This is a genomic window from Aerococcus urinaehominis (assembly GCF_001543245.1).
GTDB lineage: Bacteria > Bacillota > Bacilli > Lactobacillales > Aerococcaceae > Aerococcus > Aerococcus urinaehominis.
On the sequence record NZ_CP014163.1, the window covers coordinates 724,085 to 737,201 of the forward strand.

General features: G+C 45.5%; 12 protein-coding genes. 6 read left to right on the forward strand and 6 right to left on the reverse strand.

Annotated features, from left to right (window positions below; translation table 11 throughout):
* Window positions 1-15 precede the first annotated feature (15 nt).
* Window positions 16-882, forward strand: a complete 867-nt coding sequence (locus tag AWM75_RS03100; protein WP_067978098.1) for a helix-turn-helix domain-containing protein — start codon at window positions 16-18, stop codon at window positions 880-882.
* Window positions 883-921: 39 nt separating this feature from the next.
* Here AWM75_RS03100 and AWM75_RS03105 read toward each other — a convergent pair whose 3' ends face one another.
* Window positions 922-1,956, reverse strand: coding sequence for a hypothetical protein (locus AWM75_RS03105; RefSeq protein WP_067978101.1), 1,035 nt, complete (start codon window positions 1,954-1,956; stop codon window positions 922-924).
* 214 nt (window positions 1,957-2,170) lie between these two features.
* Here AWM75_RS03105 and AWM75_RS03110 point away from each other — a divergent pair, with 214 nt between their 5' ends.
* Entirely contained in the window at window positions 2,171-3,088 is a 918-nt protein-coding gene (locus AWM75_RS03110) for a helix-turn-helix domain-containing protein (RefSeq protein ID WP_067978103.1), read from the forward strand.
* A 55-nt stretch (window positions 3,089-3,143) separates the two neighbouring features.
* Here AWM75_RS03110 and aroD read toward each other — a convergent pair whose 3' ends face one another.
* Genes aroD through AWM75_RS03125 form a run of 3 tightly spaced genes read right to left on the reverse strand, consistent with a single transcriptional unit; the run spans window position 3,144 to window position 5,376 of the window.
* On the reverse strand, window positions 3,144-3,905 hold the full coding sequence (gene aroD / locus AWM75_RS03115; protein WP_067978105.1) for a type I 3-dehydroquinate dehydratase: 762 nt from the start codon (window positions 3,903-3,905) through the stop codon (window positions 3,144-3,146).
* 9 nt (window positions 3,906-3,914) lie between these two features.
* Entirely contained in the window at window positions 3,915-4,796 is an 882-nt protein-coding gene (gene aroE / locus AWM75_RS03120; RefSeq protein ID WP_067978107.1) for a shikimate dehydrogenase, read from the reverse strand.
* A 28-nt stretch (window positions 4,797-4,824) separates the two neighbouring features.
* Window positions 4,825-5,376 (reverse strand): hypothetical protein, encoded by a 552-nt coding sequence (locus tag AWM75_RS03125; RefSeq protein WP_067978109.1) that lies wholly within the window; start codon window positions 5,374-5,376, stop codon window positions 4,825-4,827.
* Between the two features lie 230 nt (window positions 5,377-5,606).
* Here AWM75_RS03125 and trhO point away from each other — a divergent pair, with 230 nt between their 5' ends.
* Together trhO and AWM75_RS03135 are read left to right on the forward strand one after the other, a co-directional pair.
* The gene (trhO, locus tag AWM75_RS03130; RefSeq protein ID WP_067978112.1) at window positions 5,607-6,584 is read left to right on the forward strand and encodes an oxygen-dependent tRNA uridine(34) hydroxylase TrhO; all 978 of its coding nucleotides are present in this window, start codon (window positions 5,607-5,609) and stop codon (window positions 6,582-6,584) included.
* A 189-nt stretch (window positions 6,585-6,773) separates the two neighbouring features.
* Window positions 6,774-7,979 carry an HAD family hydrolase gene (locus AWM75_RS03135; RefSeq protein WP_067978115.1) on the forward strand — a complete coding sequence of 402 codons (1,206 nt, stop codon included), beginning with the start codon at window positions 6,774-6,776 and terminating at the stop codon, window positions 7,977-7,979.
* A 989-nt stretch (window positions 7,980-8,968) separates the two neighbouring features.
* Here the strand turns inward: AWM75_RS03135 and AWM75_RS03140 are convergent.
* Window positions 8,969-10,105: a PTS sugar transporter subunit IIC gene (locus AWM75_RS03140; RefSeq protein ID WP_067978118.1), complete on the reverse strand. Its 1,137-nt coding sequence runs from the start codon at window positions 10,103-10,105 to the stop codon at window positions 8,969-8,971.
* 137 nt (window positions 10,106-10,242) lie between these two features.
* Between AWM75_RS03140 and proB the strand changes: the two genes are divergently transcribed.
* Complete coding sequence (gene proB / locus AWM75_RS03145; RefSeq protein WP_067978120.1) at window positions 10,243-11,055, forward strand: glutamate 5-kinase; 813 nt, start codon at window positions 10,243-10,245, stop codon at window positions 11,053-11,055.
* Window positions 11,056-11,057: 2 nt separating this feature from the next.
* Window positions 11,058-12,314 (forward strand): glutamate-5-semialdehyde dehydrogenase, encoded by a 1,257-nt coding sequence (locus tag AWM75_RS03150; RefSeq protein ID WP_067978123.1) that lies wholly within the window; start codon window positions 11,058-11,060, stop codon window positions 12,312-12,314.
* A gap of 213 nt (window positions 12,315-12,527) precedes the next feature.
* Here the strand turns inward: AWM75_RS03150 and AWM75_RS03155 are convergent, their stop codons facing one another.
* Window positions 12,528-12,995, reverse strand: a complete 468-nt coding sequence (locus AWM75_RS03155; RefSeq protein ID WP_067978124.1) for a hypothetical protein — start codon at window positions 12,993-12,995, stop codon at window positions 12,528-12,530.
* Window positions 12,996-13,117: the final 122 nt, after the last annotated feature.

Genomic DNA, 13,117 nt, shown 5'->3' on the forward strand with positions numbered 1-13,117 from the left:
ATAGAGGAGGCTGGCATGTCACACCATCATGTCAACTTAAATCATTTTCGCATTAAAATTATGCAGCTTCATCCCCAGGATTTGGATAAATATAATCATATTTCCTTCCACCGTCATGAATTGCTGGTTGTTTACCAGGATTTACAGCTGGAGCTGGAGGGGCGGCCGATTAATTTGTTATCCCACCAGCTGGTCATCCTACCGGCTACGGTTGAACGTCGGTTAAGCTATGCCGACCAAAAAGTAAATCTGCAGGCTAACCCGACATCTAAATACCGCCACCTGGCTGATGTAATTTCCCTTAGTGACCAATTTTTAGAAATCGTCACCAATATGGCCCTAGCGACCCCGGAAATCATGGCCCTCTTTGACCGGCCCCAGCGCTTGAGCTATAGCCAATCTAACTGGACAGAGTTGTGCCACCTGGTCCAGCAAACCTATTCGGAACAATTCTGGGAGCCGACCCCTATCCACGCCAAGTCGCTAGCCGCCAGAATGGCCTTTATTCTGCTGGAAATTTGCCACAACCAGCAGTTAACCAATAGCCAGCGCATCCAATTTAATGAACGTCAAGACCTGGCCTACCAAGTACAATTTTATTTAGACCATCATTTCAAAGAAGCCTTAACCGTCACTGATATCGCCAACCGCTTCGATGTCTCACCCTCCACCCTCAACCGGGTCTTCCAAGATTACCATCATACGACCGTCTACCAATACTTACTGGCCTGTCGGCTGCATTTTGCCCACCAGGCCATCCATCACGGGGCGACGATTGCTGATAGTTGGCAAACAGCCGGTTTTGGTGATTACTCTAATTTCTACCGGGCCTTTGTTAAACACTTTGGTTACCGCCCCCATGAAGTCTATAAAGGAAAATAAAAAAATCCGCGTCTTAGCTTGGTTAAGACGCGGAATTTTTTATGCTTCATCAGCTAGTTTAGCCTCAATCTGGGCTAAGCGGCAGTTAACATCCTCATTATCAACAATATCTGTATAGAGACGATAATAATGTTGGGCGGTTTGATAGTCTTGGGCTACCAAGAAACGTGATCCTAGACCCAATAACTTATCTAGGTCATCAGCATTCGGATAAATAGATAGATTAAGATTAGCTAAAAAGCGGTCAGCCTGGTCGCCAGTAAATTTTTGGGGCAGGGTGATTTTCTCCTCCAAGCCCTGGAGGCGGATATTAGCATAGTCATTCTTAGACCAGTCATTAGACAGATAATATAATTGGGCGGCATAGGAATATTCCTGGGTATACCGGTAAAAGTCTCCCATTAAGGCGAAACCAGTTGCCAGGTCCTCAGTCCGAATAGAATAGGATAGGCCATTTAAGACAGTTGTATAGAACATTCCCCCCTGGCCCATCTTGTGGTAGAGCCGGGCCATGGTATAGATTACTTCCGTATCATAAGGGTTCCATAAGAGCGACTGCTGGTAAGCCTCCACCGCCTCCCGTCTTTCATTACAGGCTGTGAGGATTTCACCATAGACCTTGTAAAAATAGCTGTAGTTGCGGTCAGGAATCACTAATTCCATGGTATAAGGATTATTAATATTAAACTGGAACAGGTCAATCAGGCTATGAATACAGAGGTAGGAGGTATTTAGCTTGGGCCGATATTTTTCAAAATCATTTTCCATTCGTCGCATGAAGATGCTCATTTCAAACTGGGCCTGGTTATAAGCCTCTTGGTCGAGCAGGTTATACATGCGGTCGATAAAGGTTTGGTCATCGTGGTTGGCCATAAAATGGTAGACCTCTGAAAATACTGAATCAAATTCCGGATGCTGCTCTACTAAAACTGAGGCCATTAGCTCGATGAGCTCTTCCGGATTGACCTGGTTATTGTTTTTAAAGAAAGCAATGGCTGTTGCCATATCCTCAGTGTAGTCACCAGTCAATTTTTCCTTAAAGCGTTGAAACTGCTCGTCTTGTGCCTTAGTCATATCACTGTACCTCTCTTCATAATCTCGTCTAGTTGGTATTAAACTCTACCCTCCATTTTACCAGTTTTTCCGCTGATTTCCAAAAATATAAGTTAGCTGCTGTATTTATACTGTATTCTTTAAAAAGTGGGCTGATAATTTATTAAATTTTAGCTATAATGAAAGCGATATACAAATACTGCAATACTAGCTTGCATTATAAGGAGGACTAGCTGTGGACGTAGTCAACATATACAATGACGAAAAAATCCCAACCCTATCGTTTCACGATGAACATAAAACGCGGACCAGTAATTACTATAATGAAATTGAATTAACGCCGGCCCAAAATGCTTATTTCCAGGATGGCATCAACCGGATGCACCAACATAATTATGTTGAAACCTTTATTTATCTTGGCAATCAGTGTCACTTTACCATCGACCAGGATGATTACCTGCTCTACAAGGGGGACATTCTCATTATTCCTGCCTACACCCCCCACCAAATCAACCATGAAAAAGGGATTAATAACTCGCGCTATGTCCTCCATATCCCCCTCAACCTGCTCAAACAATATGAGGACTTGCAACGCAAGCACCAATATAATTTCCAAGAATACTTCAACCGGCCTGGCCACTATCGCCTGGACCAAGAGGGGTCTGAAGAAATCTACCACTATCTCAACCAGGTCTTAGACTTACCCCATGAGGACTTGGCTGAGTCTTATTTTGAAGCCTGCTATTACATCTACAAGGCCCTATCAAAAATCTTCCGCAGCCAAAAACTTCCCCAACTATCCGGCTCCTACCAGGAAGACCGTCACTTTAGCCATATTATTTACTATATTGAAAATAATTATCGCAATCCCTCTCTGCAGTTAGAATCAATTACGGAAGAATTCGATATCTCTCCTTATTACTTCTCCAAACTTTTCAAGACCGAAATGAAGCGTAATTTCCATGAATACATCATCGATAAGCGCGTCAATTACGCCAGGGCCCTCATGTTGGATATCCCCAGCAACCGGATGACTCTGCAGGAAATCGCTCAAGCAGCCGGCTTTGGTGACTATTCTACCTTCTATCGGGCCTTTAAAAAGCATTATGACAAGTCCCCTAACCAATTTTTAAAAAGCCTTTCTTTTAAATAACTACTGGGATGAAAAAACTAGCGCCTGTGACCGCAGTCATAGACGCTAGTTTTTTTTAGTGTTTTTTCAATAAATTGAGGACTGCCGTTAGGTCTGCCAGATCAATTTGGCCGGGCGCCGAAGCCTGGCCCAAGCTGGCAAAACTAGCAGCTGAACCAAAGAGGTGACCGGCTAAGCGACTGACCAGACCCAGGTCCCCCATAGCCATGGTAATCAAGGCCTTATCTACCGTTTGGCTGGCCTGGTAAGTGGCATTTAAAAGGGCTAGAACATCCCCAGGTGTTTGCGGCATCACCGCTAATTTACAAATAACCGCCGCCGTTTGCGCCATAGCTAGCAACCGATCCACCATCTCAACCTGGTCGGGTGTCTGGTGGAAGTCATGGTTGGATAGGACAACCTGGACCCCTGCTTGGTGGGCCAGACTGATTAAATCTTGGTCTAAATGAGCTAATTGTTGGTACTCAATGTCGACGGCCTGGCAGGCACCTGTTTGGATGACATGGGAGATGATAGCTTGGTAATCACCAGGAGTTAAGGGGAACTGGCCACCCTCTGCTTGGCTGCGTAAGGTTACCAAGAGGGGCTGACGCAGGCGCTCGGCCAAATCCCAGATTAATTCCTTAACTGACTCCCTGTCACTAGCCTGGTCATAATAATCTAACCGCCACTCAACAAGGCCACATTCAGTCTGGTTAATACGTCTGGCCTGGCTTAAGATATCTGACCGTGTGCTACCAACAATCGGTACAATGGTCACTGGCTTTCTGGCATCAAGCTTAAATTTTTTAGGCTGGTTATTAACTAAGTCGCTCATTTTAGCCTCCTAGATATTTTCTTCAACAAAGAGCAAGTCACGGATATAGTCAACTGGCATATCGTGACCAGTAAATAATTTAAAGGCAGCTGCGCCCTGGTAGAGCATCATGCCTAGCCCATTATAAGCCTGGGTCATCCCATTTTCCCTGGCAAAACGTAAAAAGGCTGTCTCCTGTGGCTTATAAACTACGTCGGCTACAACTAGGTCAGGACGGAAAATCGTGGCATCATCACTAATTTTTTGGTCAATGAGGTCACCCATGCCCAAGCTAGTGGCCTCAATAAAAATATCAGAAGCAGCTATTGCCTCTTTAAGGGCCCCGGCTTGTTCTAGCGGGGTTAATGTTGCTTGGCAAGCCGTCTGCTGGTTAATCTTATCCACTGTGGCCAAGCCGTTTTCAAAAAAGCTATCCTGGCGGTTAAGTATTTTAATTTCTTTAGCACCGTCTAGGGCCACTTGGATAGCAATGGCTGTTCCGGCACCACCAGCACCAGTAATGGTCAGGGTCTTATCTTTAATCCCGACACCTTCTCTAGCCAAAGCCTCAACCATGCCTTCACCATCAGTAATATGACCAGTCAAGTGACCATCTTGGTTGACCACAGTATTCACTGCACCCACCAAGCGGGCTGCAGGGGTCAGTTCATCTAATAGAGGTAGAACAGCTGTTTTGTTGGGCATGGAAATATTAGAACCACGGATGCCGAGGTCACGAATGGCCTGAACAGCACCAGCCAAATTAGTCTGGTTGACATCAAAAACCAGATAAGCATATGGTAAACCCAGTTTAGCAAAGGCTTCATTATGCATGGTAGGTGATAGGGAGTGGCGGATTGGGTCCGCTAACAGACTAATTAAATAAGTTTTGGCATCAATACGTTCAGGCATGATCTTCCTCTTTTCTAGTAGTTAGGTTCTATTCCTCAGTTTCTTCCGTAAAACGCTCCGACAACTCTGCTTCAAATTCCTCTAAGGGCTTTACCTTTACAAAGGAGTCTGGGCGAAAGCGAGGCTGGTAGTCAGCTGGAAATTCAGCCAGCTCGGCTGCCGAAAATAAATATTTTTCTCTTTCCTGGGGGCTCAGGGTGTTGAAATAGGCCATGGGAATCATATCATCCGTCAAACGATTATTGCTAAGTCGCTTGATGAAATGCGGAATATTATTCAAATCATTATAATAGGCAAAATATAACTCACTGCGGCGCTGGTCCACTGGCGTTGAAGCATAGGCCACCAGTAGGTTTAATAGGGCTTGTTGCTCCAAGAGATTGCGCTGGGCAAAGCCTTCATAAGTGGTCCGCAGCATATAGGGTTGGTCGATTGACACTTCGGCCAGTTTGGCATCATCATCATAAATCTTTAAGACACCATGACCCTCCCCCTTACTATCTGGTCCCTTATGAGAAATGTAATAGTTATCAATAAAATGCAAGTTCTTGAGCTTGACATAAAGTTCATCAGTACGCACGTTGTGACCTCCAGTTTGTCTGCTTAGACTAATTCTCATCTCGGTCCCCTGGCTAGAAATACAGGTTGGTCCCCAACCAACCAAGCACGTGTCTCTCATATTATACCATCCAGGATGTCGTTTTGTAGACTAGATTACCAGGTCCCAAGTGATTTTGTTGATATTTAGCCTATTTAGGACTATAATACTTAACTGATCAAACTTGCAATTTGAGAAAGAGGTATATATTTATGTCTAAAGATTATGAAGTATTACTTTATTACAAGTATGTTCCTATCGAAAACGCTGAGGAATTCGCGGCCCAAGAGCTGGCATTCTGTAAATCAATCGGCCTAAAGGGACGGATTCTAATTGCTGACGAAGGTATCAACGGTACCGTATCTGGTCCAAAAAGTGTGACTAAGAAATATATGGACCACATGCACAGCATGGACAAGTTTAGCGATCTCTGGTTCAAAATTAATGAAGCTGATGATTTCGCCCACAAAAAAATGTTTGTCCGCTACCGGCCAGAAATTGTTTCCCTCAAGCTAGAAGAAGACCTAGATCCTAACCAAATCACTGGTAACCACCTGTCACCAGCCGAATTTAGAGAAGCCATGAAGGACGAAGATACTGTTATTATTGATACCCGTAATGATTATGAATATGAGCTTGGTCACTTTGAAGGGGCCATCAATCCTGACATCAAAGCCTTCCGTGACCTGCCACAATGGTTACAAGAAAATAAAGATAAATTTATGGACAAAAAGGTACTGGTTTACTGTACCGGTGGTGTGCGTTGTGAGAAATTATCTGGCTACATGGTGCGTGAAGGTATGGGTAAAGAAATTGGCCAATTATACGGTGGTATTGAAAACTATGGCCAAGATGAAGCAACCCGCGGTGATATGTGGGAAGGCAAGATGTATGTTTTTGATGAGCGGATTTCAGTAGATATCAACCATGTTGATCCAAGCATTGTTGGTCGTGACTGGTTTGATGGCACGCCATGTGAGCGTTACGTTAATTGTGGTAATCCAGAATGTAACCGCCAAATCCTATGCTCTGAAGAAAACCAAGAAAAATATCTAGGTGGTTGCTCCCATGAATGTCGCGTCCACCCACGCAACCGCTACATTGAAGCCAAGGGGTGGTCACAAGCAGAAGTCGCTGAGCGTCTAGCTGCTATCGGCGAAAGTTTGCCAGAATCAGCTGCAACTAACTAATTAAGCATATCATCTGCATACTCGTACTTTTAAAATCTGGGCATTGATGAAATATCGTCAGTGCCCTTTTTGTCGTTGATTGCCGACAGCGGTAAATATTTTTACTTAAAACTTGCCTTTAATTTACTTTTAGCTACAATTTAATTAGTTAAAGTGCCCGCCTAGCTATAGGTAATTAAGGAGGACCCGATGAAGACTTATTTCCCCCAAGAAAATTGGGAAGATTTTGCTTACCAACGGCTGAACCAGTTGATTACAGACTACCAGCAAGATCCCCAGGCCCCACTGGCTGAGCAAAATTATGTGGTATTTGATTTTGACAACACAAGTGCGATTAATGATATTGAAGACCATCTGATGATGTATATGCTGGACCACTTGAGCTATAAATTAACACCGGCCGAGTTCGCTGCTATCCTAAGAAGTTGGCCCCAACTTGATGACTACCACCATCCGCTCATTAAGGGCCAGGACCAAGTGACCCTAGCCAACCTGATTGATGATATTTTAGATAGCTACCAAGTTGTTTACGATACCTATATCATCAAGGATGAGGCCAGTCTTGATCAAGTCAAGGCCGGTCCCCACTACCAGACCTTTGCTGCTAAACTCCGGCTTTTTTACAACTTAGTCAATGGTCAGCTTAACCGCCAACCAGGACAAGCCTGGCCTAATTACTGGTTTGCGGGATTTAGCCGCGAAGAGTTTCGCCACTTGGGCCAGGCAGCCATTCAGGCAGGTTTGGCCAGTAAAGTTTCTAACCGGATCTTGGTTAGCCATCCAGACTTACCTGGTAAAACCGACCAAGTCAAGGCTTCCTTTGAATCTGGCTTACGTTTTCCCAATGAATTAGCAAATCTCTACCAAGCCTTTCAGGACCATGGCATTGCGACCTATATTGTCTCAGCCAGCCCCTATGACCTGGTGCGGGTGGCAGCAGATCATCCCAACTACCAGGTGCCAGCCCAGCAGACAATTGGTATGTCCTACCAGCTAGATGACCAGGACCGAATTGTTGCCTGCATGGACAAAGACGCACCAATCACTAAGGGACCAGGTAAAACCCAAGCCATTAGAGACCAAATCATGCCCCACCACCAGGGCAAGCAGCCACTAGCCCTCTTTGGTGACTCTATGGGAGACTACCATATGATGACTGCCCTTGACCAAGTTAAGCTCAATGTTATCTTCAATCGTTACCAAGATAATGCGACTCAGGATTTAATCCAAGCGGCCATCGACCAATATGGTCAAGACCAGGCCCGTTTTGTGGTGCAAGGACGAGATGAAAATGCCGGTTGCTTGCGAGCTAGCCAGGCCACTATCCCTCTAGGTCATCACCAGTCCGTACTGAAAGCGGCAGATTTTAAAGCAGAGCGGTCATTAAGTGAATAAAGTGCTAAGGAATCTAGGTTTTGAGCCTAGATTCTTTTTTGCTTTAATATCTAAAATCTGCTTATGTATTGGCTAAGTTAAAAAATGGCATAGAAAAACCATCCCAGCCACTTAGACATGGGATGGTCTAATTGCAAGCAGTTCAGAGCGCTTTTTAGTTGGGTTCGATCTGGCCTGCGTTTTCCAAAATCTAGCCTAGACAACTTTTCTCTCACTCTGTTTTTCTTTATATTTGGCGAGAGTAGTTGTTGGGACTAGTATCAAGTAGCTTAACACCACCACCACTTGAGTTACTTCAGAAATGAAATTACTTGAGATTAGCTGGTGAGCTCGGGTCCAAATAGCTTAACTCCACCACTTGAGCTATTTCAGAAATACAATTACTTGAGATTAGCTGGTGAGCTCGTCCCCAAGTAGCTTAACTCCGCCACTTAAGCTACTTCAGAAATACAATTAATTGAGATTAGCTGGTGAGCTCGTCCCCAAGTAGCTTAACTCCGCCACTTAAGCTACTTCAGAAATACAATTAATTGAGATTAGCTGGTGAGCTCGTCCCCAAGTAGCTTAACTCCGCCACTTAAGCTACTTCAGAAATACAATTAATTGAGATTAGCTGGTGAGCTCGTCCCCAAGTAGCTTAACTCCGCCACTTAAGCTACTTCAGAAATACAATTAATTGAGATTAGCTGGTGAGCTCGGGTCCAAGTAGCTTAACTCCGCCACTTAAGCTATTCTCTAGTGCACAATTCTAGCTGTTGCCCGCCTAACAGTCAAAATAAAAGATCCTGGGGCATAAGTCCCAGGATCTCATTATTATACGTGTATTATCAATATAGTCGGGGTCGAAAAAGCTGAACTGGCTGTCACTTCAAAAATTAGTCTCAATAGCTTGTAGCTATTGGCCTCATTCCTTCCAGTGATTCATTCCTGAGCGCCAAGTCTCGCACCCTTTTATTTAGTCGGGTTCGGTCTGGCAGACCTCACACCCTTTATTTAGTTCTGGTGATTTCTGCTATGTCATGGTCCGCTAATTCATGGTATGGCGTCAACATCACGATGGCAAAGGCAATGCCCCCTGCAATGGCCATTTCAATCAGAACGTTAACCATATTAGCAATTGAACCGTCCGGGCTAATAAAGGCTGGCAGGGCAGCTAGGCCCGGATTAACAAAGGCATAGGCATAGACCTTGGCAATACCAGCATACAAGCCACCAGCCAAGCCCCCGGAAATTGCAGCCACCATCACATTTCTCATGGGGATGGCCACGCCATACAAACCAGGCTGGGATACACCCAAGGCAGCCGTAATTGTAGCTGACAGGGTATATTGCCGGTAGCTTCCAGAATTGGTCTTAATGACTACAGCTAGCACTGCTGCCGCTAGGGCAATATTTGAGGCCATCATACCCGGGATAAAAAAGGTATCCGGTTGACCAGCTGCTAAGGACTGCATCACGACCGGGAAGAGAGAGTAGTGGGCACCGGTCATCACGACAAAGATGCCGAAGCCGCCCAAGAGGGTTGGCACCAACCAGGCCGCCTTAGTCGAGAAGAAGTTGATGACCCAAAGGAGGGCACCCGCCCCTAATTCACCAATTGGACCCAGAATTGTTAAGGCTAAAATCGCCATGGTGGCGAGGGTCAGCATGGGCGCAAAAACGCCTTCTACTAGGTCTGGGATAATTTTATGCCAGAAGCGCTCAATATATTGTTGGGCCCAGACAATGACGATAATGGGAATCACGCTGGATGGATAATGGCCTGGTGGCAGGGGAACACCGAAGAAATCCGCGGTGCCGCCATATTGCTGTAAGTTGGCCACAATATCCGGATGCAATAGGAACATCGCCACACAGGCCGCCAAGACCTGGCTGGTATTAAAGACCCGAGCTGCTGAAAAAGCTAAGAGAATTGGCAAAAAGTAAAAGACCGCTGAAGAAATCGTGTTGAGGATAATATACTCCGCACGCCCCTCTTGGATGATGCCCAGGCTGTGCAAGATAATGGTTATCCCTTGCAGAATACCGGCTGCCGATAGGGCTACCAGGTTGGGTGCAAAAATTTCTTTCAGGGCATCTAAAATCCGATTAATCACAGATTTAGACCCTGTCTGTGTTTGATTCATATCATATCTCCTTTTCATTTTTTGTTTTCCCCATTTCTTTTTACCATGACCTGGTAGACTTTACAAGTCAACCAGTAAAATTTGCTTGGAAAATATGCTATACTTGACCTATTATTCCCGGACTAAAGGAGTTAACTATGTCTCGTCAACAATTAAAACATGCCCAGCGAATTGTCGTTAAAATTGGGACAGCCTCATTAATTGATGCTGATAAAAAAATTAACTACCGGCGCATTGACCGTCTCGCCTATACCCTATCCAGCCTGATCCAAGATGGCAAGGAGGTCCTCTTGGTTTCATCTGGAGCCATGGGAGTGGGAGCGGCCGAACTCGGACTAGCCCAACGTCCAAAAGCCATCCCTGACCAACAAGCGGTGGCTGCCGTTGGTCAAGTCGCCCTCATGAACCTCTACAGCCGCTTTTTCTGGCATTATAACCAGCGGGTCGCCCAGATTTTGATGACCCGGGATGTGATTGATTTTCCAGAGAGCCTCAACAACCTGAAAAATAACCTCAAGGCCCTCTTAGACCAAAGCATCCTGCCCGTCATCAACGAAAATGATGCCGTTGCCATTGATGAATTGGACCACCACATCAAATTTGGAGATAATGATACCCTATCCGCTATCGTAGCTGAAATTATTCAAGCTGATCTGCTTATTTTATTAACCGATGTAGATGGTTTCTACACCAGCAACCCCAACACCGATCCCCAGGCCAGCAAATTAGATGTGGTCAGCCAGATTGATGACCAGGTGCTGGCTATGGCTGGTGAAGCTGGCACGGCCTTCTCAACAGGCGGCATGCGGACCAAGCTACTAGCCGCTGACCGCCTGTTAAAAATCGGCAGTCAAATGGTCATTATGGATTCTTATGACCCTAACGATATTTTTGCCCTACTGGAGGGTGAAAATATCGGTACCGTATTTTCTACTAGTAAAGGAGATTAACCATGATTAACAAAGCAGAACTATTGGCTATGGGCCAGGCTGCCAAACTTGCTAGCCGGACCCTACGCCGCTTATCCAGCCAGGAAAAGAACCAAGCGCTAGTTGCTATGGCCAACTACCTACGCCAAGAAACAGCCAATATTTTGGCTGCTAATGCCTTAGATACTGAAGATGCCCAGGCAGCTGGTCGGCCGCAAAGTTTTATTGACCGGATGGTTTTATCCGACCAAGCCATTGAAGCCATGGCTGATGGCCTCGAGCAAATGGCTGATTTAGCTGATCCCATCGGGCGTGTAGATGATATGTGGTATAACCAAGAGGGCCTACAAATTGGCCGCCAACGGGTGCCCCTAGGCGTCGTTGGTATTATTTTTGAATCTCGTCCCAATGTTACTGCCGATGCTGCTGGCCTGTGCTTTAAAACTGGTAATGCGGTTATTCTACGGGGCGGTAAGGAAACAATTCGGTCTAACCAAGCCATCCTTAAGGCCCTCCACCAGGGGCTAGCTGACTTTAACCTGCCGACATCAGCCATCAATTTAATCGATAACCCTGACCGTGAATTGGCCAAGGTCTTTATGCAGATGAATGAGAGTGTTGATGTCTTAATTCCTCGGGGGTCTGCCGGTTTAATCAACAATGTCATCCAAAATGCAACTGTACCGACCATTCAAACTGGTGAGGGTAACTGCCACTTATACGTTGAAAAGTCAGCTGATTTAGATCAAGCCCTGGCAATTTTAATCAACGGCAAGACTCAGAAAGTATCGGCTTGTAATGCCATCGAAACCCTCTTAGTTGACCAGGAAATCGCCCAAAGCTTCTTGAGCCAAGCTGGCCCTGCCCTAGTAGCAGCTGGTGTCACCATCCACGGGGACAACCAGGTGCAAGCTATCATCCCTGAAGCCCAACCAGCTACTCCAGATGACTGGGCGACCGAATACCTAGCTATGGAAATCGCCATTAAGGTAGTTAGTGGCTATGATGAAGCCATTGACCATATTGAGCACTATACTACCTATCATTCTGAAACCATCGTGACCAGTGACTACCAAGTCTCACGTGACTTCATGAAAGACCTGGATGTTGCTGTCCTTTATGTCAATGCCTCCCCTCGTTTTTCTGATGGCGAGAAATTTGGTTTTGGTGGTGAAATTGGCATCTCTACCCAAAAACTGCATGCCAGAGGTCCAATGGGCTTGGACGCTTTAACCTCATACAAATACACCGTCTTTGGCCAAGGTCAAGTCAGACCATAATAAAAAGCCGCTGTGGCACGAGTCACAGCGGCTTTTTACATACGCTAAATTTTCAATTCAAGGATTCAGTTCTAAGCACCGGCCCTCACACCCTGCTTAGTCGGGTTCAGTCCGGCAGAACTGAAGTCCTTTCATAAAATCCGACACAATATCTACGATATTGGTCGTCTTTTATTCCAAGGATTCAGTTCTAAGCGCCAGCCCTCACACCCTTTAAGCTTCTGTGATAAAGAAGTCCTCAACTGTTAGGCTTAGATTTTCAGCCTGGTAGGATGGTTGGGTTGGTAGGCCTTGGAAGGGAAAATCATCAACAATCATGATTGCCTCGTGGTCTTGCCAGTCACCTAGAAAGTCATGGTCTACCTGCCAGTCAACCGGTTCAAAGTTAACACCAAAATCATCAACTTCTAGCTGTAGCTTGCCAGCTAAAGCTTGTAGGGTGCTACCAGTTAAATTAACTAGTAAAATGGCGGTCCGAGCCACACCATCTCGGCGTTTAGGCAGGGCTTCCAGGGCAAAAATATTGACATGACCTGGGGTAAATTCAGACTGGAATTGATCAACAAAGGTCTGGATAGACTGGAGCGCCTGGTCCACATCTCCCTTGGCCTGGTCTAAGGTTAACTTATTGAACTCTTCCGCTTGTCCAGCACTCAGGACTGCTTTAATTTGATTTGCCATAAATATCTCCTTTTCAAACAATCTCGTATGCCTATTATATTAAAAAGATTAACACTTGCCAACCATTAGCCGCCTAAGGGCTTGGCAATAAACCAGTAAAGGGCCCGGCAGAACTGCCAGGC

What these genes read in the sequence shown, in the direction of transcription:
- AWM75_RS03100 (WP_067978098.1), top strand. Translation starts at nt 16, where the DNA reads ATGTCACACCATCATGTCAACTTAAATCATTTTCGCATTAAAATTATG.
- AWM75_RS03105 (WP_067978101.1), bottom strand. Translation starts at nt 1,956, where the DNA reads ATGACTAAGGCACAAGACGAGCAGTTTCAACGCTTTAAGGAAAAATTG.
- aroD (WP_067978105.1), bottom strand. Translation starts at nt 3,905, where the DNA reads ATGAGCGACTTAGTTAATAACCAGCCTAAAAAATTTAAGCTTGATGCC.
- aroE (WP_067978107.1), bottom strand. Translation starts at nt 4,796, where the DNA reads ATGCCTGAACGTATTGATGCCAAAACTTATTTAATTAGTCTGTTAGCG.
- trhO (WP_067978112.1), top strand. Translation starts at nt 5,607, where the DNA reads ATGTCTAAAGATTATGAAGTATTACTTTATTACAAGTATGTTCCTATC.
- AWM75_RS03135 (WP_067978115.1), top strand. Translation starts at nt 6,774, where the DNA reads ATGAAGACTTATTTCCCCCAAGAAAATTGGGAAGATTTTGCTTACCAA.
- AWM75_RS03140 (WP_067978118.1), bottom strand. Translation starts at nt 10,105, where the DNA reads ATGAATCAAACACAGACAGGGTCTAAATCTGTGATTAATCGGATTTTA.
- proB (WP_067978120.1), top strand. Translation starts at nt 10,243, where the DNA reads ATGTCTCGTCAACAATTAAAACATGCCCAGCGAATTGTCGTTAAAATT.
- AWM75_RS03150 (WP_067978123.1), top strand. Translation starts at nt 11,058, where the DNA reads ATGATTAACAAAGCAGAACTATTGGCTATGGGCCAGGCTGCCAAACTT.
- AWM75_RS03155 (WP_067978124.1), bottom strand. Translation starts at nt 12,995, where the DNA reads ATGGCAAATCAAATTAAAGCAGTCCTGAGTGCTGGACAAGCGGAAGAG.